Source organism: Streptococcus cristatus (assembly GCF_003943515.1).
Lineage (GTDB): Bacteria > Bacillota > Bacilli > Lactobacillales > Streptococcaceae > Streptococcus > Streptococcus cristatus_D.
The window spans coordinates 119740-142044 of the sequence record NZ_RJPT01000002.1 but is presented as its reverse complement, the minus strand read 5'-3'; the positions used below and the strand labels follow the sequence as shown (position 1 = coordinate 142044).

Annotated in this window: 13 protein-coding genes; all 13 read left to right on the top strand. The window is 47.3% G+C overall.

Annotation, left to right across the window (positions count from 1 at the left end):
• Window positions 1-10 precede the first annotated feature (10 nt).
• Window positions 11-637, top strand: coding sequence for a YtpR family tRNA-binding protein (gene ytpR / locus D8791_RS04165; RefSeq protein ID WP_125446386.1), 627 nt, complete (start codon window positions 11-13; stop codon window positions 635-637).
• 80 nt (window positions 638-717) lie between these two features.
• Complete coding sequence (locus D8791_RS04160) at window positions 718-1113, top strand: single-stranded DNA-binding protein (protein ID WP_015604291.1); 396 nt, start codon at window positions 718-720, stop codon at window positions 1111-1113.
• A 296-nt stretch (window positions 1114-1409) separates the two neighbouring features.
• Window positions 1410-1550: a hypothetical protein gene (locus D8791_RS10295; protein WP_167320505.1), complete on the top strand. Its 141-nt coding sequence runs from the start codon at window positions 1410-1412 to the stop codon at window positions 1548-1550.
• Between the two features lie 273 nt (window positions 1551-1823).
• Window positions 1824-4043, top strand: coding sequence for a RelA/SpoT family protein (locus D8791_RS04155; protein WP_125446385.1), 2220 nt, complete (start codon window positions 1824-1826; stop codon window positions 4041-4043).
• 47 nt (window positions 4044-4090) lie between these two features.
• Window positions 4091-4534, top strand: a complete 444-nt coding sequence (gene dtd / locus D8791_RS04150) for a D-aminoacyl-tRNA deacylase (RefSeq protein WP_125446384.1) — start codon at window positions 4091-4093, stop codon at window positions 4532-4534.
• 359 nt (window positions 4535-4893) lie between these two features.
• A complete protein-coding gene (locus D8791_RS04145; RefSeq protein ID WP_125446383.1) occupies window positions 4894-5484 on the top strand; it encodes a CDP-archaeol synthase in 591 nt (196 codons plus the stop codon).
• Window positions 5485-5498: 14 nt separating this feature from the next.
• The gene (locus D8791_RS04140; protein ID WP_125446382.1) at window positions 5499-7994 is read left to right on the top strand and encodes a PEP/pyruvate-binding domain-containing protein; all 2496 of its coding nucleotides are present in this window, start codon (window positions 5499-5501) and stop codon (window positions 7992-7994) included.
• Window positions 7981-8613, top strand: a complete 633-nt coding sequence (locus D8791_RS04135; protein ID WP_125446381.1) for a CDP-alcohol phosphatidyltransferase family protein — start codon at window positions 7981-7983, stop codon at window positions 8611-8613. Before D8791_RS04140 ends, D8791_RS04135 begins: the two co-directional genes overlap by 14 nt.
• Entirely contained in the window at window positions 8606-9478 is an 873-nt protein-coding gene (locus tag D8791_RS04130) for a phosphatidylserine decarboxylase (protein WP_125446380.1), read from the top strand. The genes D8791_RS04135 and D8791_RS04130 overlap by 8 nt, the downstream gene beginning before the upstream one ends.
• The gene (locus D8791_RS04125; RefSeq protein ID WP_125446379.1) at window positions 9463-10362 is read left to right on the top strand and encodes a UbiA family prenyltransferase; all 900 of its coding nucleotides are present in this window, start codon (window positions 9463-9465) and stop codon (window positions 10360-10362) included. Before D8791_RS04130 ends, D8791_RS04125 begins: the two co-directional genes overlap by 16 nt.
• Window positions 10362-12845, top strand: a complete 2484-nt coding sequence (locus D8791_RS04120) for a phosphoenolpyruvate synthase (RefSeq protein WP_125446378.1) — start codon at window positions 10362-10364, stop codon at window positions 12843-12845. Before D8791_RS04125 ends, D8791_RS04120 begins: the two co-directional genes overlap by 1 nt.
• Window positions 12832-13908, top strand: a complete 1077-nt coding sequence (locus D8791_RS04115) for a hypothetical protein (protein WP_125446377.1) — start codon at window positions 12832-12834, stop codon at window positions 13906-13908. The genes D8791_RS04120 and D8791_RS04115 overlap by 14 nt, the downstream gene beginning before the upstream one ends.
• 170 nt (window positions 13909-14078) lie before the next feature.
• Complete coding sequence (locus tag D8791_RS04110; RefSeq protein WP_125446376.1) at window positions 14079-22232, top strand: SIALI-17 repeat-containing surface protein; 8154 nt, start codon at window positions 14079-14081, stop codon at window positions 22230-22232.
• Window positions 22233-22305 lie beyond the last annotated feature (73 nt).

Below are 22305 nucleotides of genomic sequence, written 5' to 3'. Positions count from 1 at the left end.
GGAGGAAGAAATGATTTTTACATACAACAAAGAGCATGTCGGAGATGTTCTCATGGTCATCGCTGCCGATGATCAGGGAGCTAAACTAAGCGCTGAGCGCAAAGGGAATGTAGCGCGTGTTTACCGCGAAGATAATGGACAGACAGTAGCTTGGAACATTTTTGAACTGTCAAATCTTTTTGAAATTGCAGAGCGCGGACAAGTTCAGCTGACGGATGAGCAAGTTGCGACTCTCAACCAAGAATTGACCAAAGAGGGCTTCTCAGCTGAGCTGGTTAATGACCCAGAGCCTAAGTTTGTTGTGGGGGAAATCCTTGAGATGGTAGCCCACCCTGACAGTGACCACCTCAATATTTGTCAAGTGCAGGTGGCAGCCGACAAGACAGTTCAAATCGTGGCTGGTGCTCCGAATGCTCGTGTCGGCCTCAAGACGATTGTGGCCTTGCCTGGCGCTATGATGCCGAAGGGCAATCTCATCTTTCCAGGAGAACTCCGTGGCGAAAAGAGTTTTGGTATGATGTGCAGCCCGCGGGAGCTCCAGTTGCCAAATGCGCCGCAAAAACGTGGCATCATTGAATTGGCGGATAGTGAAACGGTCGGAACGGCCTTTGACCCAGCTAAACACTGGCAGTCTTAAAAATTAGTATAGAAAAGGAAATCGTGATTTTCACGATTTTTTTGTCTTTTCTCGCGAATAAATAGATAGGAGGAAAGAATATGTATAATAAAGTCATCATCATTGGCCGGTTGACGGCTACACCAGAGCTACACAAGACAGCAAATGACAAGTCGGTCGCGCGTGCGACAGTGGCGGTGAATCGCCGCTATAAGAGCCAAAATGGAGAGCGTGAAGCGGATTTTATCAACCTTGTTGTCTGGGGACGCTTGGCTGAAACCTTGGCAAGCTATGCTAGCAAGGGGAGTTTGATTTCTCTGGATGGAGAATTGCGGAGTCGCCGCTATGAAAAGGATGGAACCACTCATTATGTGACAGAAGTTCTTTGCAGTGGTTTTCAGCTCTTAGAAAGCCGAGCTCAGAGAGCACTCCGTGAGAATAATACTGGAGCCGATCTGGCAGATTTGGTACTGGAAGAGGAGGAACTCCCTTTTTAAAAGTGATTTTTCTAGTCTCGAGTGTTCATGATAAAAGAGAAGAAAGTTAGGAAAGTGCTCCTAGCTTTTTTGATTAAAGCATAGGTGTAGAAATGAGCAACGGAAGTAGCATCAAGCTTTACAAAATTGTCAGGAAAAAGTGCTTTTATAAAGGAATTTTTATTGTTTTCCTATCTTAAATTTGGTACAATAAAGGTGAATCCAGAGGCAGGCTAGAAAGGAAAAAATCGGGAACGAAACAGCCGCTAATGGTCGCTTTGCACATTGTAGTTTGAAATAAGGAGAGGAGGTTTATCATGTCTTTGTCTACCTTATTTGAAGTATCAATAGCTATTTTGGGTGTGGCCTCTGCTGGTTACCTCATCTATGCCTATTATGAGTTTCTAAAAGATATAGCTCATATGGAGAAAGTACATCATTTTCATCACGGAGGTTGAGACAAAAGTGTCTCGGCCTCGCTTTTTATTAGAAAGAGATCCTTGAGGTTGCAGTTGCTTGCTCAATAGCCATGGATTGTTGAGCAAGCTCGTGGGGTGGGGACTATTTGTAAGGTCTGGGAAAGCTTTTAAAGCTGTGCTCAGAAACGGGAAGCCAAGCTGGATGTTTGAAACTTTAGTGCTATCCTAGAGCCTCCCTGATATTCTAGTCCTCTTGGTTTTCATATTGATTTAAAAATGTTAAAATAGTAGGCAAGAAAGCGGAGAGAATGCATGCCAAAAGAAGAAAATTTAACGGGGAATCAGGTTGTAGCCCTAACAAAAAAATATTTAGCTGCAGAGGATGTGGCTTTTGTTCAAAAAGCGTTGATTTATGCGATGGAATGCCATAGCGGGCAAACTCGTAAGTCGGGAGAGCCCTATATTGTCCATCCGATTCAAGTGGCGGGAATTTTAGCCAAGCTCAAGCTGGATGCTGTTTCAGTAGCCTGTGGTTTTTTGCATGATGTCGTAGAGGATACGGCGGCGACCTTGGACGATCTGGAGCGAGAATTTGGTCATGATGTGCGCGTGATTGTGGATGGTGTAACCAAGCTTGGGAAAGTCAAATACAAGTCTCACGAAGAACAGTTAGCGGAAAATCATCGCAAGATGCTCATGGCCATGTCAGAAGACCTTCGAGTGATCTTGGTTAAGCTGGCTGATCGTCTGCATAATATGCGTACTCTGAATCATTTACGGCCAGACAAGCAAGAGCGAATCTCGCAGGAAACGATGGAAATCTATGCTCCTCTGGCCCATCGTTTGGGGATTTCCAGTGTCAAATGGGAATTGGAAGACTTGTCTTTCCGTTACCTCAATCCGACGGAATTTTATAAAATTTCCCACATGATGAAGGAGAAGCGTCGAGAGCGGGAAGCTCTGGTAGAGGAAGTTGTACACAAGATTGAAACCTACGCGGGTGAGCGCAATCTGCATGGGAAGATTTATGGTCGTCCCAAGCATATTTACTCCATCTACCGCAAAATGCAGGACAAGAAGAAGCGGTTTGATGAGATCTATGATCTGATTGCCATTCGCTGCATTTTGAGCACCCACAGTGATGTCTATGCCATGCTGGGCTACATCCATGAGCTTTGGAAACCCATGCCAGGGCGTTTCAAGGATTATATTGCTAATCGTAAGGCCAACGGCTACCAGTCCATCCATACGACCGTTTATGGTCCTAAGGGTCCGATTGAGTTTCAGATTCGAACCAAGGAAATGCACGAAGTCGCAGAATACGGGGTCGCTGCCCACTGGGCCTATAAAAAAGGAATGAAGGGTCAGGTTGACGGCAAGGAATCTGCCATCGGGATGAATTGGATCAAGGAATTGATGGAATTGCAGAATCAGTCTGGTGATGCTAAGGAATTTGTTGATTCGGTTAAGGAAAGCTACCTTGCTGAGGAAATCTATGTCTTCACACCGGATGGAGCAGTGCGTTCTTTGCCTAAGGACTCAGGACCCATTGATTTTGCCTATGAGATTCATACTAAGGTTGGGGAGAAGGCGACAGGAGCCAAGGTTAATGGCCGCATGGTGCCGCTCAATACCAAGCTGAAGACTGGGGATCAGGTGGAAATTATCACCAATGCCAATTCCTTTGGACCGAGTCGTGACTGGCTTAATCTTGTCAAGACCAGCAAGGCTAGAAATAAAATCCGTCAATTCTTTAAAAATCAAGACAAGGAGCTGTCTATTTCTAAAGGGCGGGAGCTCTTGCAGGCTCAATTTCAGGAGAATGGTTATGTAGCCAATAAGTACATGGACAAGAAGCACATGGAAGATGTGCTGCAAAAGACCAGCTATAAGACTGAAGAAGCGCTTTTTGCGGCAATTGGTTTCGGTGAGATCGGTGCCATTAGTATTTTCAATCGTTTAACAGAAAAAGAGCGCCGTGAGGAAGAGCGGGCCAAGGCCAAAGCAGAGGCGGAGGAATTGGTCAAGGGTGGTGAAGTTAAGGTTGAAAATAAAAAAGACACCCTTAAGGTCAAGCACGAAGGCGGTGTGGTCATTCAGGGAGCGTCTGGTCTCCTCATTCGGATTGCCAAGTGCTGTAATCCTGTGCCTGGTGACGACATTGTTGGTTACATTACCAAAGGACGCGGCGTAGCCATCCACCGGCAAGACTGCATGAATCTTAAGGCCCAGGAAAATTATGAGCAGCGCTTGCTTGATGTGGAATGGGAAGAAAATAATTCGACTAAAGAGTATACAGCCCACATTGATATTTATGGTCTTAATCGGTCTGGCCTCCTTAACGATGTGCTGCAGGTGCTGTCTAATACCACCAAAAACATCTCAACGGTTAATGCCCAGCCAACTAAGGATATGAAATTTGCTAATATCCATGTTTCTTTTGGCATTGCCAACCTGTCCATGCTGACGACGGTGGTGGATAAGATCAAGAGTGTGCCAGAGGTGTATTCGGTCAAACGAACCAATGGCTAAGTGAGATCCTGTCAGAGTAGATAGTAGTCAGAAATAAAGGAAAAGATATGAAAATTGTCATTCAGCGTGTCAAACGTGCTCAGGTCAGTATTGACCAGCAGCTGCATAGCAGCATTGAACAAGGTCTCCTGCTCTTGGTAGGTGTCGGGCCTGATGATAGTCAGGAAGATATGGACTACGCGGTCAGGAAGATTGTCAATATGCGGATTTTTTCCGATGCGGAGGATAAGATGAATCTGTCTATCAAGGATATTGGCGGAGAGATTCTTTCCATTTCCCAATTCACCCTCCATGCAGATACCAAAAAGGGAAATCGGCCAGCCTTTACAGGTGCAGCCAAGCCGGCCATGGCTAGTCCTTTTTATGACAAGTTTAACCAGCTGTTAGCTGAGCAAGTGCCAGTCAAGACGGGCGTGTTCGGAGCAGATATGCAGGTGGAATTGGTAAATGATGGCCCAGTGACTATTTTGCTTGACACCAAGAATCGATGAAGGAATTACGCGCCTTTTGAAGGTTAGTGGTTTAAGACCAAGCAAAAATAGTTTGTTTCTTTTCTAGAGAAAACTCATATTTATAGGCTTCATAAGTAACTTTTAATGGCCCATGCTGGTTTCCTTAGAAGTTCTTATGAGGCTTTTTGTGTGGTTTAAAAGATACATTATTCTAATATATGACGGATTTGAAGTTGATAAATCGGAATGGCAGACATGAGTTGCTCCTTGTCAGATGCGACAGATGTCTAGGGCTTATTGGAAAGGGGCTTTACGACTTATGGTATAATGATATATATAAGTTTGAGGAGTCTCTTAATCTTTTCAAACTGATTTTCATAAAAAGAATAGGAAATAATATGCGCTCGATTCTTGCCTTGTACGTCACCCTGATGCCGGTCATTCTGGCTGGAGTTCTGAATATGATCTTTTGCAAGTCTTCACTGCTAGAGGCGGCTTATCGACCAATGGATGCTGGGCTGATTTTAAAGGATGGGAAGAGGCTGTTTGGGGCTAACAAGACCTGGAAAGGTTTCTTTGGCATGATTGTCTGGGGAGCTTTGGCTCAGATTCTCTGGGGATTGCTTTTGAAGAGTATTCCTACTCTAGAGAAGCTGCACTTGGTCTATGCTTTCTACGAAAATACCGTGCTGTTTAATCTGGTCCTTGGGGCTCTTTTGGGGCTGGTTTATGTTTTGTTTGAGCTGCCCAATAGCTTCATCAAGCGTCGTTTGGAAATCAGAGAGGGCAAGACGGCGGAGAATGGCTGGAAATGGACCTTTATCTGGATAGACCAGATTGATTCCTTGATTGGCTGTATCATTTTCTTGCTTTTCTATATCCCTCTGTCTTGGCAGCAGATGCTGGGCATTCTAATCCTAGGGGCGGGCACGCATCTAGGAGTCAACCACCTGCTCTACTGGGCTAAGCTTAGAAAAAATCGTATGTGAGATGGGAGTTTTTGATGAAAGAACTATGGCTGGAAAAAGAGCCTTCGGCCGTCTATGGCGGTAAAATCAATCAGTTAATCAACCTCTGCCAGCTGGGGCTTTCGGTTCCTAAGGGCTTGATTTTGCCTGCGAACCAAGTAATGGCTTGGCTAAGAGTGGCTCTGCCAGAATACTCAAAAGAGGGACTTAAAGAGTTAATTCATTTGGGCAAGGAGGAAATTGCGGAGCGTTTGCAGCAATATCCCTTGGAGTCAGCTTGGCTACAGGAGTTAGCATCCTTTTGTCAGGAAAATCAAGCATATATAGTTCGCAGCAGTGCCATCTTAGAAGACGGGCAGGCCATGTCATTTGCCGGTCAATATGACTCGATTGGCGACTGCTGGACATTGTCAGAAATTGAGCAGGGCATTCGCTCTTGTCTGCTTTCTCTTTTTAATCCAGAAGCCTTGGCCTACTGGCAGCGTCAAGGGCTGCCTGAGCAGGATTTTGCCATGGCAGTGCTGATTCAGGAGCAGATAGAGCCTGACTTCAGTGGCGTCTGCTTTTCCCTTGATGTGGCAACTAATCAGGACCAGACCATGCTGTTGGAGTATGTAAAAGGCTCGGCTGATAGCTTGGTTAGTGGCCAAGTTAATCCTGAGCGGCTGACACTTCCTTGGTACAAGGCAGACTGGAGCCAGTTTGAAGAAGCTGAAATTCCTCTTACAGTCTTGCAGAAGCTGCACGAGCAGGTTTTGGAGATTGTGGCGTATTTTGGTCGGCCGATAGATATCGAGTGGTGTTCCGTCCAAGAGCAAGTCTATCTGCTGCAGGCTCGGCCCATCACGACAGTACCAACTAAAATCGACAGTGGCCGCTGGACGATGGCAAATTTTCGAGATGGAGGAGTGGCGGCCCAACCCTGTCCCGACCTGATGTGGAGCCTTTACCGCCATTCTTGGCAAGAGGCACTCTCCAGCTTTTTGCTGGCAATTGGCCTAGAGCCTGAAGGAGTGATGCCGCCGCTGATGTGTCTCCATTATGCGCGGCCTTTCTGGAATTTAGGCGTAGTCAAGCAAGGCATGGAGCAGATTCCAGGCTATATTGAGCGAGACTTTGATGATGAGCTGGGAGTCAATAAAGACTACCAAGGTCAAGGTTTTACCAGTAAATTAAGTCCAGCCTTGCTCTTGAATTTCCTGCGGGTTGCTTTGAAAACGCAAAAAGTAACCAAGAATTTTCTGCGCCAAGCGCCAGACAAGCTGCAAGAGCTGCGCCAGCAATTTATCCGCCTTAATAAACAAATACGAGAACTAGACGATCAAACTCCGCTGCAGCAGGTCGAGAGTCTTTGGAAGTTAGTGCTAAATCAGGCTTATTTGGACAGTGAGGGAACTTATTTCTGGCAGGCCTACATCAATACGGTCCAGCTGTCTATGAAAAAGACCAGTCTACTCAAATGGCTGACGGTTGATGAATTTTTCCAGCTGATTGCAAAGTTAGGAAATGTTTCTCATACCAAGCCTTTAACTCGAATGCTGGAAGCTGCGGATCTTATTTTGGCAGACGAGAAACTGACAGACGATTGGCTGAAGTTATCGGTGGAAGAATTGCAGGAACTGACTGCACAATATCCTGAGCGAGCAGATTTCATCAAGATTAAGGATTTCCAAAAGGATTTTGGCTATCACTCAGCACGGGAGCTGGACTTGCGAGTAGCTAGTTATGAAGAAGATGCTCATCAAGTTATGACGGCGGTCCAACAGTTGGTTGTTGATTCAGCGTATTACCAAGCGGCCAAAGCTTCGCTCAGTCCTGTTCTAGAGTCTGAGCTGGATTTGGCTCATCTATCTCGAGCCAAGCAGAAAAAGATAGAAAAAATCAGTCAAGACCTACGGGACTTGCTCTGGTGGCGAGAGGAGTTCAAGGATATTTCCACGCGCTATTACCACCTCATTCGTCAGATTAGCCTCAAACTCGGCCGAGCCTATGAAAAGCGAGGTTTTCTGAAAGATTCTCAAGATATTTTTTACATTAAGAAAGAAAGTCTGATTTCCTTTATGGAGGGGCAACAGACTGCTGACCAGCTCCAAGAAGAAGCGGCTGATAATCAGCATTATTGCGAGGCCTATCGGAATTTTGAACCGATTGGTGACTTGACTGACAAGGAGATGAGCCTGGAAGAAGTGGCCCATGAGAGTCAGGCTCTGCTGACGGGAATGCCAGCCAGCAGCGGTCAGGTGACTGGTCGGGTTCGAGTTCTCTTGGATTTGGCGGATATTGAGTCGATTGAGCCGGGAGAAATCCTTGTCACTCGCTATACAGATACGGGCTGGAGCTATGTTTTCGGTATTCTAGGCGGTCTTGTGACAGAGTATGGCGGGGNTCTCTGCCATGCCTCCATTGTCGCTCGGGAATGCGGGATTCCAGCTCTGGTCTGCGCTAAGAATGCAACTCAGCTGCTAGAAACTGGCATGCTGGTTACTTTAGATGGAAGAAGAGGAGAAATAAGAATTCATGAAGAAGAATGAACCTTTGTTTATTGGTGAATACGACAAATCTGTTATCCTGACCTATATGGGCGCTGCCTTTGCACTGTTGGCAGTTTATGCCATCATTCAGTCCCAGCTGCGTCTGGCCATGATGGCCTTTATCGTTAGTGGTATCTGTGACCTTTTTGACGGTGTGGTGGCGCGGCGGATGAAGCGGACTGAAAGTCAGAAGCGCTTCGGCATTGAGATTGATTCCCTCTGCGACATGATTAGCTTTGCGGCTCTCCCGGTTGTGCTGCTCATGACTCAGCTGCCCTTGGGAGCGGCCAATATCATCTTAGCTGTCCTCTATGTCTTAGCAGCCGTCACGCGCTTGGCGCATTTTAACCGCTTGGCCAAGCATGATGAAGGATCTGGGGCCTATTTTATCGGCTTGCCCGTGACTTACAGCGCCCTCTTTTTCCCTCTGACCTATCTGGTCTGTCAATGGCTGGCGCCTGCTCTCTTTGCTTGGGTCTGGCTGGGCTTGTCTCTTTTGCTTACCTTCCTATTTGTCTACAACTGCCGTATTCCCAAGCCGAATAAGCTGGCCTATCTAATCTTTGCGATTCTAGCTGTTGCAAGTCTGATTGGTCTGGGGGTTCTGCCCCATGGTTAAGGTCTATCAGAGAAGGACTGGCCAAGTAGTGGAACCGACAGAATACAAGTCGAGTCTGTTAGACAAGCTTTATGGTACTGCTTGGGGCCGCTTCTTATTGCCTATCTTGACCCGACCTAGCCTGTCTTATCTTCTGACTTTGAAAGACTACACTCCTTTTTCTCGCAAGAAAATAGCAACTTTTGTGAAAAATTATCAGCTGAATCTGGCTGACTATGAAGATGGCCCCTATCCTAGCTTTGCCGCTTTTTTCCAGCGAAAAATCAAGCCAGAACTGCGTCCAATCTGTCCTGACAGTCAGGTGCTGGCCGTTGCGGATGCTAAGTTAGAGGTTTTTACCATCAGTCAGGACTTACAGCTGACGATAAAGGGTCAGACATACAGGCTAGCTGACTTGCTGTTGGATGAAGAATTAGCTCAACTGTTTAGTGGCGGAACAGCGCTAGTATATCGCTTGGGAGTGGAAGACCTGCACCGCTATCTGGCAGCTGAATCCGGCAGAATTACCCAAAGTCGAAAAATCAAAGGCCGCCTGCATACGGTCAGACAGGTAGCCCAGAAGCGACGCTTGATTTACAAGGAAAATAAAAGAGAATACTGTCTTTTAGATACCGACCTAGGACCTGTCCTGCAGATGGAAGTAGGGGCTCTCTTGGTCGGAAAAATATACAATCACAGTCAGAACCGTTTGGTCAGGGGACAGGAGAAGGGTTGCTTTGGTCTGGGTGGCTCAACCATTCTTGTCCTCTATCCAGCAGGCACGATTCGCTTGGATCAGGATATCCTGACTTACTCAGACCTCGGAATAGAAACCCAAATTCAAATGGGTGAAAAGATTGGAGAAAAGCTATGTTTAAACGATTAGCTGTTTATTATAAGGAAATGTTCCCTTTGCTGCCGCGCTTTTTTGTGGCTGCCATCATGTTTTTTGAGATTTACTTTGTGCTATTGCTCAATGACGGAGTGACTACCTTTCACTTTGATCATCAGGAGTTAATTGGAATTTTTACGATTTTTGTCTTTCTGATGATTCTGCGAATTGCAGATGATTTCAAGGACTACGAAACCGACAGACGGCTCTTTCCTCATCGGGCTCTGCCATCAGGACGAGTAAAAAAGAAGGACTTGGCTGTTGCCCTCAGCTTTATCGTAGCTGTGTCTGTACTCCTCAATGTCCTCTTTATGAACAATATCGGCTGGTTCCTCTTTCTCTATATCTACGGAACCCTCATGTCTTTCTGGTTCTTTAAGCGTGACAAGATTCAAAATTCTCTGCCACTGGCTCTAGTGACCCATAATCCGGTCATGATGATTTTGAATCTCTATACTATCTCCTTTGTCTGCTACAAGTACAATCTGCCTCTCTTGTCCCTGCCGACTGTCTTGCTGGCCTTTACCATGTATTTCCCAAGTCTGATCTGGGAAGTCTGCCGCAAGATTCGGGCGCCAAAAGACGAGACCGAGTATGTGACTTATTCGATGCTTTTTGGTTACAAAAAAGCCACTCGCTTTATCGAAGTGGTGACTCTGCTGGATATCTTGACCAATTTTGTTCTCCTCTGGAATATTTCCCATGTCGGAGTGGTAGTCTTGGTGCTGAATGTGATCTGGATGACTGTCCAGTTTGAGCAGTTTATCAAGGATCCGACTCGCTTTAATATCCGGGAGCGGGTGGAGCGCTATACCTATATCACGGAGACGACCATGGTTCTGTCCGTTGCTGTTTATCTCTTGATGGGGGTACTTTGATGAAAAGAATCAAGCAGACAGGGCTTGACCAGGTTGGAGGCAAGGCCTATCATTTGCTGAAAATGCAGGCTGCTGGTTTGCCGGTTCCTGACTTTGCTGTGTTTGCTTTTGACTTTTTTCAAACATCTGCAAGCTCTGTTGACTTGGAGCGGATGGAAGCAGCCTATCGGTCTGGAGAGTTGGACTTGTCCCAGCTCAGCCAGCAGCTGCAGGACTGGGCCAGAGAGCAGTTTAGTCAAGAAGATCTGACGGCAGCAGAAAACTGGATTCATCAAGAGTTTTCTCAGACAGACTGTTGCTTTGCAGTCCGCTCATCAGCTACCATTGAGGATGGGAAGGCTTCATCCTTTGCCGGTCAGTTTGAGAGTCAGCTCAATGTGAAGCCAGAGGGACTTAAAGAAGCCATCCAAGCGACCTTACTTTCTCTTTATCAGGAGTCAGCTCTTAGTTATCTGTTTGAGCAGGGGCTATCGTTGAAGCATGCACAGATGATTTGCCTTGTTCAGGATATGCAGGAGGGAGACTTGTCTGGGATTTACTTCACAGCTAATCCCAAGGGCATTCTGAACGAGCACATCATTGTCATCGGTCGGGGCTTGGGCAATAAGGTTGTTGAGGATAAAATTCCTACAACCATGGTGACTCTTCATCCCAAGGACCAGCTCTTTTATACAGAGCAGACGGAGGATTCACCAGACTTATCACAGGAACAACTCGAGGACTTACAATCCTTGGCTAGTCAGGTGAGTCAGCTTTTCGGACCTTATATGGATATGGAGTTTACCTTCGCCAATGGCCAACTCTATCTCTTGCAGGCACGTCCTATTACCACCTTGCCAGAGGGACCGCAGATTATTCTGGATAACAGTAACGTTGTCGAGAGCTATCCGGGCGTTTCCAGTCTTCTGACTATTAGCTTTATTCAAGAGGCCTATGCCAGTATTTTTCGAAGTTTGGCCCAGCGCTTGGTTGGCAAGGATGCCCCTGAGTTGGCTGCCTATGAAGCCACTTTTCAAAATATGCTGCAGCCGGTCAATAGCCGAGTCTATTACCAGATTCAGAGCTGGTATCAGCTCTTGCAGCTTCTGCCTTTTTCAAAGAAAATCATTCCTATCTGGCAGGATATGCTGGGAGTGAGAGAGACAGAGGTACCTCAGATGCCGGTGCACCTATCTGCTTTCAAACGCCTGCAAATCATGCTCCGCATTATTCGAGAGTTTTGGACGGCACCTAAGCAAATGCGGCAATTGGAAGAGCAGTTCGCCCAGATTCAGCTAGAATATGAAGAGAACTTTTCTCCCGACTCAGATGCAGAGACCTTGATTGCCTTGGTCAGCAAGCTAAAAGAGGATATTCTGGCTCACTGGGACATTACGCTGGTCAATGACCTCTATGCCTTTGTCTACACTGGACTCTTGAAGAAGTCGCGTCGCGGTGGGGCCGTTCAGGCTGAGATTGCAGGAATTGAGCAGATTGAAAGTATGCGGCCAGCCTTGGCTCTGCAGGCTTTAACAGCTCAGCTGAAAGCAGAAGAAAATGCAGAGATTAGACGGGCTATGGAAACTGAGAGCTCAGCAGTTTTTCTAAGTCGCCAGCATCCTTTGGTCCAAGGAATAGTCCATTTTATCCATGAATTTGGTGATCGGGCTCCGGAAGAGTTGAAGTTAGAAACTCCAACCTTCCGAACGCACCCAGAGCGTCTGCTCAAGCTCCTTCTGCAAATGTGCCAGCAAGAGGAGAAGAGGTTGGCTCCTCAGAAACTTGAAGAAGAGGTGCAAAAATCAGGCTGGTGGGCGAATTTTCTTCGCCAGCGAGCCATGACGGGTGTTAAATATCGGGAAAGCTCCCGCTTAAACCGCACACGGATCTATGGCATGATGCGGCAGATTTTCCGAACTTTGGGGCAGCAATTAGCCGAGCAAGGGCAGCTGGCTACGCCTGACGATGTTTTTTACCTGACAAAGGAAGAATTGTTTGAGCTGACCAGAACGCCCAGAGATGTTAATGGCTTGATAGCCGAGCGTCGAGAAAAGATGGAGGCGGATAAGGAGCTACCAACCTTTAGTCGCTATGTTTTTGCTGGACAGGTCTTTGAGAAATACCTGAAACCGCAAAACCGTACCAGCAGTCATAACACGAGCAATCAAGCCTTACAAGGGATTGGCTGCTCACCTGGCTGCGTCAAGGCTCAGGTTTTGGCCGTGGAAGATGTGCAGGAGATTGAGTCTGCTCAGGACCGGATTATCGTGACCAAGATGACCGATCCGGGCTGGGTCTATCTTCTGACCCAAGCCAAGGGTGTCATTGCTGAGCAGGGGTCTTTGCTCTCGCACACGGCCATTATTTCCCGCGAGTTAGGTATTCCTTCCATTGTCAATGTCAGAGGCGCCTGCAGTCACTTGCAAAACGGCGACTGGATTGAGATGGATGGCCTTACTGGCAAGATTCGACTGTTCAAGGAGGAAGACCATGCTGGAAATTAAACCAGTCAAACCAAATACTGCAGAGCTGAACGATTTTCTAGCCCTGCCCAAGCATATTTACCAGCCTGACCACCTTATGCAGTCGGAAGAGGAAGAATTAGCTTTGATTGAGGGCAATCACCCGCTGAGTTCTGACCTAGAAACCTATGCTTTTATTGGCTATGTGGACAGTCAGCCTTGTATTCGCGGACTTCTGACCTTTTATTCAGATGATGAGGCTGCTTACTTGGGATTTTTCGAGTCGATCAATGACCAGCAGATTGCATCTGCTTTTATCGAGCATTTAGCTGGATTTGCCCGCAGTCTCGGAGCTAGCAGGATTATCGGTCCCGTACAGGCAAGTTTTTGGCTGGGCTATCGAATGCAACTGACTGGAACAGAGGAGCTCCCTTTTACTGGGGAACCTCATAATCCAGCCTATTATCCCCAGCTGTGGCAGGCTGCAGGTTTTGAGCTCAAGGAACGCTACCTGTCCAATTTTTATCCCAAGGTCAGCAATCAAATTCATCAGGACAAGCTAGCTCATCGTTTTGAGCCTTTTGAAGAAGCGGGATTCACTATTTGCTCTCCAAAGAAGCAGGAGTGGGAAGAAGCTTCGTTGCAGGTTTTTGAGCTCCTCAATCGCCTCTATCAAGATTTTCCGATTTATCGATCAATTTCCAGTCAGCAGTTCAGTCAGATTTTTCAGAAATACCAGTACATTCTTGATTTTTCTATGGTTAAGCTGGCCTATAAAGAGGGCAAGCTAGCTGGTTTTCTGATTGCCATGCCGGACTATGGTTCTCTGGTTTATCAAAAACTGACTCCTCTTAATATAGCCAAGCTTTTTTGGACCAAGCGTTTTCCCAAACGTTATACAATTATGTATCTAGGAGTAGATGAGCAATTCTTGGGGTTGGGCTCTGCCTTGGCCTATCCGATTTTTAAAGAAGCGCAGAAGCGGCAAGCCTCGGCTATCGGCGCCCTGATTCACCAAAATACTGTCACGCGCCACTATGCAGCAGAATTGCAAGGAGACAAGCATGAGTATGGTCTCTTTGAGTTGGAATTGGGGCTTGGATGATCTATAACACAGTAGGTTCTCTCCCAGGGAATCTGCTTTTTGCTTTTCGCTAAAATGGAGACCTTTTCGACAGCTGAAAGAAAAGTATTTTATAAGGCTAAGGGATTGCAATTTAGAGTAAAATCCAGTAAAATTTTTATTAGTTTATTATATGAAGAAAAGGGAATTTTATGAAAAAAAGAGTCACTGGTGACATATACCAGCGCTATTCTTTTAGAAAGCTGTCTGTAGGTCTAGTTTCCGCTACTATCGGTAGCTTCTTTTTGTGTACGACAATGGGAGGAGCTGTCAACTCTGTCGAGGCAGCGGAAGTATCTGCCAATCAGTCTACCGTCGTTCAGTACCACTATGTGGTGGAGAGCGATCTGACTGAGGCTGAAAAAGCTGCTATTGTGAAGGAACTTCCCAAATTTGCGGAAGAAAATTCGGACGCTTATTATTTGGTTTACCGTCCGACAAAGCAGGAAAGCTTGTTAGGAAAGCTCCCTAAGACAGGCGAGTCAGGTCTTTTGGGAGCGGCTTTTGCGGCTACAGGACTGGCCTTGGTTGTTTTAGTGCTGGCGCGAGGGAAAAATGGCAAGAGATACCTGTCTTCTATTTTGCTTGTGACAGGCTTGGGTTCTGTGCTTCTGCCAGCTTCTGTTTTGGCAGTCAGCAGTACGGATTTGGCTGCCTATAATCAAAGTCTGACTTTGGCCGTTGGCGATCAGTTGCCAGAACCATTGAAAATTGCTGGCTACCAGTATATTGGTTACCTAAAAAAAGAAGCGCAGCATCAATTGGCTCAAACGGGAAATTCTCAGCTTTCAGCTCTTCAAAAGGAAGCCTCAGTTAGTCAGCCTGATCAGCAGTTGAGAGACCTAGCAAGTGGCCCTAAAAATACTGAAGCTCCGAAAGAGGCGCAGCTTGCTGGCGGAGACCATCTCTCCGAGAAGGAAAGGGAGGAAATTGCTGCTAAAGAAGGGCAGTTTGCTCGTCAAACGCCAGTTCATGAGCGACCAGAACTGCAATTTACAAGCCAAGCAAGGACCCAGACCCAAGAAATTCCCTATAAAACGGAATATCAGTATTCAGATGACTTAGCCGAAGGACAATCTCGAGTGATCCGCGCGGGCATTCCAGGGATTCGCAAGATCGTAACACGTCACTATAGTGTTGAGGGAAAAGTCGTAGAGAGCAAGCAGGTTTCCGATCAAGTAACCACTGAGCCTATCTCAGAAGTTGTTTTAGTCGGGACTGCAGCAAATAAGGCTGTTCCTAAAGAAGCTCCAATCCATAAAGTTCCAGAGCTCACTAGTTATGGTACGGTCCCTGATAGTGCCCCGGTACAAGAGGTTCCAGAGCTAACTAGTTATGGCACCGTTCCAGATACAGCTCCTGTGCACGAGAAACCCGAGTTAACTGGTTATGGCACCGTTCCAGATACTGCTCCTGTGCATGAGGTCCCCGAGCTCACTAGTTATGGCACCGTTCCCGATACTGCTCCCGTGCATGAAGTCCCTGAGTTGTCTGGCTATGGCATGGTTCCTGCTAGTGCTCCAGTCCATGAGAAACCCGAGTTAACTAGTTATGGCACAGTTCCAGATACTGCTCCCGTGCACGAAGTCCCCGAGTTAACTGACTATGGTACAGCACCTGCTAGCGCTCCCGTGCACGAGAAACCTGAGTTAACTGACCATGGTACAGTTCCAGCTAGCGCTCCCGTGCAAGAGAAACCGGAGTTAACTAGCTATGGCACGGTTCCAGATACCGCTCCTGTGCACGAGGTTCCTGAGTTGACTGGTTATGGTACGGTTCCCGCTAGCGCTCCCGTGCACGAGGTTCCTGAGTTGCCTAATTATGGCACGGTTCCAGATAGTGCCCCCGTGCACGAAGTTCCCGAGTTAACTGGTTATGGCACTGTTCCCGCTAGCGCTCCCGTGCACGAGAAGCCTGAGTTAACTAGCTATGGCACCGTTCCTGATAATGCTCCTGTACACGAAGTTCCCGAGTTCACTGGCTATGGTACAGTTCCCGCTAGTGCCCCCGTGTACGAGAAGCCTGAGTTAACTAGCTATGGCACGGTTCCTGATAATGCTCCTGTACACGAAGTTCCTGAGTTAACTGATTATGGCATTGTTCCAGATAGCGCTCCGGTTCATGAGGTCCCCGAGTTGCCTGGATATGGTACGGTTCCGGATAGCGCTCCTGTACACGAAGTTCCTGAGCTCACTAATTATGGCGCCGTTCCTGATAATGCTCCTGTACACGAAGTTCCCGAGTTCACTGGCTATGGCACCGTTCCCGACACTGCTCCCGTGCACGAGGTTCCTGAATTAACTGATTATGGTACAGTTCCAGATAGCGCTCCGGTTCATGAGGTTCCCGAGTTCACTGGCTATGGCACAGTCCCTGATAGCGCCCCGGTTCATGAGCTTCCCGAGTTGCCTGGATATGGTACGGTTCCCGCTAGTGCTCCCGTGCATGAGAAGCCTGAGCTATCTAGTTATGGTACGGTCCCCGATACCGCTCCTGTGCACGAGAAACCTGAGTTAACTAGCTATGGCACCGTTCCAGCTAGCGCTCCCGTGCACGAGAAACCCGAGTTAACTGATTATGGCACAGTCCCTAGTATCGCTCCAGTCCATGAACTCCCTGAATTAGAGTTGATTACAAAGGATGAAACTCGTGTGGAGAAGATTGCTTTTAACATCGAGGAACAATATACTGATGAGTTACCTCAGGACGCTCGTCAAATCGTCACTCCAGGAGTGCAAGGCGAACGGACCATCAAGACTCGAGTTTATACTTCCAATGGTCAAGAGATTGCCCGCCAAGAACTGTCCAATGAGGAAACGCTAGTCCCAGTTACGCAAGTTGTCAAAGTTGGCACGGCCAAGCCACATATGGTACCGAGCACTGCGCCGCAAGCATCTGCCCTCCCAGAGTATCCGCTGACCTATAAGGATGAAACGCAAGTAGAGAAAATCGACTTTACCACACGTGAAGAAGAGACGGATGAGCTTGTACAAGGTGCCCGCCACATCGTCACTCCAGGAGTGCCAGGCGAACGGACCATCAAGACTCGAGTTTATACTTCCAATGGTCAAGAGATTGCCCGCCAAGAACTGTCCAATGAGGAAACGCTAGTCCCAGTTACGCAAGTTGTCAAAGTTGGCACCGCCAAGCCACATATGGTACCGAGCACTGCGCCGCAAGCATCTGCCCTTCCAGAATATCCGCTGGCCTATAAGGATGAAACGCGAGTAGAGAAAATCGACTTTACTACACGTGAAGAAGAGACGGATGAGCTTGTCCAAGGTGCCCGCCACATCGTCACTCCAGGAGTGCCAGGCGAACAGACCATCAAGACTAGAGTTTATACTTCTAACGGTCAAGAGATTGCCCGTCAAGAGTTGTCCAACGAGGAAACTTTAGCCCCCGTCACGCAGCTTGTCAAAGTCGGCACAGCCAAGTCCTATATGGTACCGAGCACCGCCCCTCAAGCATCTGCCCTTCCAGAATATCCGCTGGCCTACAGGGATGAAACGCGAGTAGAGAAAATTGACTTCACCACTCGAGAGGAAGAAACGGATGAGCTTGTCCAAGGTGCCCGCCACATCGTCATTCCAGGAGTGCAGGGCGAACGGACCATCAAGACTCGTATCTATAGTTCCAACGGCCAAGAACTTGCTCGCCAAGAGTTGTCCAATGAGGAAACGCGGGCAGCAGTTGCTCAGCTTGTCAAAGTCGGCACAATAAAGCCCCACATGGTACCAAGGGATGCCCCGCAAGTGGAAGCCTTGAAAGAGTTCGATTTGATTTCGCTTCATGATCTACTGACAGAAGCGGAGCAAATCAAGGCTCAGGCTCGTTATTTCAACGATAGTCAAAGTCGCCAAGCAGCCTATGATACTGCTTTAGTGGCAGGTCATGCGCTTCTCAATCAGTCACAAGCCAGCCAAGCGGAAGTCAATCAGCTGGTGGACCAAATCAATCAAGCAAAGGCTCAGTTACAGGGTCTTGAAGTAGACAAAACACGCTTGCGGAATGAACATGCTTTGGGCAGCACTGTGCAGACGACCGTCCAATATAAGAATGCTGATGAAGATAAGAAAGCAGCCTATACAAACGAATTGACCAAGGCAGAAGGAGTTCTGAATAATCAAACCGCCACACAAGTGCAGATCAATCAAGCTTTTGCCAGCCTGACAGTAAGCAAGACGGCTCTAAATGGTGTGCCTAAGGTCAAGCCGACAGTTTCGATCTTAAGTCTGACAGAAAATCCAGAGGACAAGTCGGTCACGGTTCAATATAGCTTGGAAGACAAGACAAAATCCTTGCGCTCAGCGACAGCTGAATTGTACAAGGGAGACCAGCTTGTTCGCTCGCTTCCGATTGACAATGTGGCAGGAAGTCTGAAGATTGATGACTTGGATTACTACACAGCCTATACGCTAAAAACCAAGCTGACTTATGAGCTTGATGCTGGCAGCCTGACTGACCTTGAAAAAGATAGCCGCAACTTTGAGTTGCAATACAAGAAGATTTCTTTCCGTGATATTGATTCGGCAGAGTTTTACAGAAAAGAAAAGGACCAGTTCAAGCGTGTCGTTTCCATGAGCGCTATACCTACGGACCTGTCTAACTACTTTGTCAAAGTCAAATCGAATGAAGCCAAGGACATGCTCCTGCCGGTTCACAGTATGGCAGAAGGCCAGAAGGATGGCAAGGCTGTCTACAAGGTAAGGGTCTCTCTGCCTGAGCTAGTGCAAGAGGGCGAAACAGGCTACAAGTCTGGCTATGACTTCTATATCAGCAGGGCAGTGCCTAGTCAGCAAAATGTCTACACAAGCTTTGCTGGTTTGGTAGACGCCATGAAGAAAAATATGGCTGGCAACTTTATTCTAGGAGCCGATTTGGATGCCAGTGAGGTCAGTCTGTCACCTGCGGATTATGTCTATCTCCGAGGAAACTTCACAGGCAGTCTGACAGGTAACAACAATGGCAAGCAGTATGCGATTTATAATCTGGCCAAGCCTTTGTTTGAAAACCTCAAGAGCGGTTCCTCTATTTCTAATCTGGACCTGAAAGAGGTCAATATTGTCGGGACCTATGACTCTGCTGCCTTGGCCCGTAGTGCAGATAATGCGCGAATCACAGATGTTTCTGCTCAAGGTAGAGTGTCAGTAGTGGGCAATGCGTCCCAGGTAGCTGGTTTGGTCGTTGTCGCAAGCAATAGCCAAATCACCAACAGCTCCTTTACAGGAACTATCCAAGCCAATGATAAGCAGTACAAGGCTTATAATGTCGGCGGTTTGGTTGCCAACCTCAAGGGAGGAAATTCCTTGCTCAGTCAGAGCAGAGCGGATGTGACAATTCTAGCAGGTGCTCGAACAAACGAACAGCGCTTCGGCGGTTTGGTCGGTCGCTTGGAAGACAATGCCCGTATCAGCCGTTCTTATGTGACTGGAAAGATCCAAAATTCTACCAAGAATGGTCAAATCGGCGGAGTAGTTGGTTCCAATTATTTTAATGGCTTGATTGATAATGTTATCAGCAATGTCAGCGGTACAAATGTCTACAGCATTTCTGGCGACCAAGATTATAAGAATGATCGCATCAGAGAAGCCTATGCCGTTGAAGGAAACGAAACTCTAGGCAATGATCAGTTTGTCACGTCTACTCTAAGCTTGGACGAGGCAGAAGAGAAGCTAGCGAGCCTAGATATTAGGACCACGCTAGAAGACAGCAATCTCAATCTCCATACTGTTGACTACAGCAAGGAAAAGAATGCTCGTGAAGACCGTCTGATAGCCTATGCCAATATGGAAAAACTCCTGCCATTCTACAATAAGGAAACCATCGTTGCCTATGGAAATAAACTTCCAGCTAATCACAAGCTCAATACTGAGTACTTGCTGGATGTGGTTCCGATGAAGGGCGACCAGATGATCACCGATATCCATAGCAACAAGACTGCGATTAACCGCCTGATGCTGCACTTTGAGGATAAGACGGTTGACTACCTGAATCTGACCTATAAGGGAGACTTCAAACATCAAGCTATCGCAGAATACACTGTAAATGACTTAGACCTCCTTTATACACCAGAAGCCTTCCTATCAGACTATAGCAGGGTTCTCAATCAAGTGCTGCCAGAGTTGAACAAGGTTGTCCTGGACTCACCAGCTATGCGAACTGTTTTAGGAGTGAATGCGGATGCTTCTCTGGATGAGCTCTATCTGGATACAGCCTTTGAGCAAGTCAAGACCAAGTTGGCAGAAGAGTTACGCAAAGTTCTGGCTATGGACAAGTCCATCAATACTGAAGGCGATGTCGTAGCTGACTATGTGGCTCAGAAGATTAGGGACAATAAGGAAGCCTTCCTGCTCGGTCTGACCTATCTCAACCGCTGGTATAATATCAACTATGACAAGACCAATGTCAAGGATTTGTCGGCCTATAAGTTTGACTTCTTTGGCAATCATAAGGCTTCGACGCTGGACACCATCATTGCACTCGGCCAGTCTGGTTTTGAAAATCTCAAGGCCAAGAACAATCATCTGGCTTACGATAACTCGCTCTCTGAAGTAACTGGCAAGCGCGGTCTCTTCAACTATCTGGAAAGCTATCGCCAGCTCTTCCTGCCCGACAAGAGCAATAACGAATGGCTCAAGACCAATACAAAGGCCTATATCGTTGAGTCTAAGTCCGATGTGGCAGAAGCTAGACAGCTTCAAGATATAGCTAAGGACAAGAGTAAGTATTCTGTCGGCATTTACGACAAGATTACTGCGGATAATTGGGAACATAAGGGCATGCTCCTGCCACTCTTGACCATGACTGAGAAGGGTGTCTATGTCATCTCCAATATGTCCACCGTCTCTATGGGAGCTTATGATCGCTATCGCCTTGATGCCAATGGCAGGGTTCGGACAGATGCAGAGCTAGCTGAATATGTCGAAGACCGAGTGAGAAAAACAGCTGAATACCAGCGCGATCACTATGACTTCTGGTATAAGATTCTAAGTCCTGAAAGCAAGGACAAGCTCTTCCGTTCTGTTCTGGTTTACGATGGATTCTCATTGGTTGACAAGGATGGTAAAAGATATTGGGCTCCAGCTAATGACAAAAAATCACTGGCTATGCAGGAGTTCTTCGGACCAGCCGGCAAGTGGTATCCAAGCAAGGGATACAATGCCTATGCTACGGGAAGTGTCACCCACTTTGATGCTGCTCGCTTGTTAGAAGACTATGGGAACTCTGTCTACACGCATGAGATGACGCATAATTCCGATGGTTCGATCTACTTTGAAGGTTATGGTCGCCGCGAAGGGTTGGGAGCTGAGCTCTATGCGCGTGGTCTCTTGCAGTCCACACCAAGTCCAAATGAGCCTACCATTACCCTCAATACCCTCTTCAAGACGGACAAGGATTCTAAGACACGGATGCATACCTACAACTTCAAGGAACGTGTCCAAAATGCGGCAGATTTGCAGCACTATGTCCATGGCATGTTTGATATGATTTACACGCTGGATTACCTAGAGGGGACTTCGATGGTCAAGCAGAGCGATGCTGCCAAGCTCCAGTGGTTCAGAAAGATGGAGAATTACTATATCACAGATAAATATGGTAAGCAGACCCATGCTGGTAACCAGACGCGCAGCTTTACTGCTGAGGAAATCAAGCAGCTGACCAGCTTTGAGTCCCTGATTGACAATGATGTCATCACCCGTCGGGAGAATAAGGATAGCGGACAGTACCCACGCAATGGCTACCTCAGTCTCAGCCTCTTCTCGCCAATCTACTCAGCCTTGAGCAATCCAAATGGGGCGCCGGGAGACGTCATGTTCCGTCGCACAGCCTATGAATTGCTGGCAGCTAAGGGCTACCATGAAGGTTTTGTCCCTTATGTTTCAGGGAAATTCTCCGAAGAGGCTGCTGCGGAAGGTAAGACAACTTGGGATGGCTGGTTCAGGAGAGACGTTGGTCTGGTGACAGATCAGAAGGTCTTGGAAAATGTATTCAAGGGCGAGTATGCTTCATGGGCGGCCTTCAAGAAGGCCATGTACCAAGAGCGGATTGACCAGCTAACCAAGCTCAAACCAATCACCATCGAGTACGAACTCAGAAATCCAAGCAGTACCAAGCAAGTAACCATTCGCTCCTATGCAGAGATGCAGAAGCTGATGGATGAAGCAGTCGCAGAGGATGTGCGCAACATTACCAATGCGACAAATCGTGTTGAAGCTAGCTGGGTCAACCTGCTCAAGAAGAAGATTTACAATGCCTATCTTCGTGAAACAGACGACTTCAGGCAGTCAATCTTTAACAAATAAGCCTTAGGTTGCTTGTCGAAAATAGAAAAAAGCTCATGAAACCAGCTTTTCAGCAGGTTCATGGGCTTTTTAT

Excerpts from the sequence above, each read along its gene's own strand:
- ytpR (WP_125446386.1), top strand. The coding sequence starts at position 11 with ATGATTTTTACATACAACAAAGAGCATGTCGGAGATGTTCTCATGGTC.
- D8791_RS04125 (WP_125446379.1), top strand. The coding sequence starts at position 9,463 with ATGTTTAAACGATTAGCTGTTTATTATAAGGAAATGTTCCCTTTGCTG.
- D8791_RS04135 (WP_125446381.1), top strand. The coding sequence starts at position 7,981 with ATGAAGAAGAATGAACCTTTGTTTATTGGTGAATACGACAAATCTGTT.
- D8791_RS04155 (WP_125446385.1), top strand. The coding sequence starts at position 1,824 with ATGCCAAAAGAAGAAAATTTAACGGGGAATCAGGTTGTAGCCCTAACA.
- D8791_RS04115 (WP_125446377.1), top strand. The coding sequence starts at position 12,832 with ATGCTGGAAATTAAACCAGTCAAACCAAATACTGCAGAGCTGAACGAT.
- D8791_RS04120 (WP_125446378.1), top strand. The coding sequence starts at position 10,362 with ATGAAAAGAATCAAGCAGACAGGGCTTGACCAGGTTGGAGGCAAGGCC.
- D8791_RS04145 (WP_125446383.1), top strand. The coding sequence starts at position 4,894 with ATGCGCTCGATTCTTGCCTTGTACGTCACCCTGATGCCGGTCATTCTG.
- D8791_RS10295 (WP_167320505.1), top strand. The coding sequence starts at position 1,410 with ATGTCTTTGTCTACCTTATTTGAAGTATCAATAGCTATTTTGGGTGTG.
- D8791_RS04160 (WP_015604291.1), top strand. The coding sequence starts at position 718 with ATGTATAATAAAGTCATCATCATTGGCCGGTTGACGGCTACACCAGAG.
- D8791_RS04110 (WP_125446376.1), top strand. The coding sequence starts at position 14,079 with ATGAAAAAAAGAGTCACTGGTGACATATACCAGCGCTATTCTTTTAGA.
- dtd (WP_125446384.1), top strand. The coding sequence starts at position 4,091 with ATGAAAATTGTCATTCAGCGTGTCAAACGTGCTCAGGTCAGTATTGAC.
- D8791_RS04130 (WP_125446380.1), top strand. The coding sequence starts at position 8,606 with ATGGTTAAGGTCTATCAGAGAAGGACTGGCCAAGTAGTGGAACCGACA.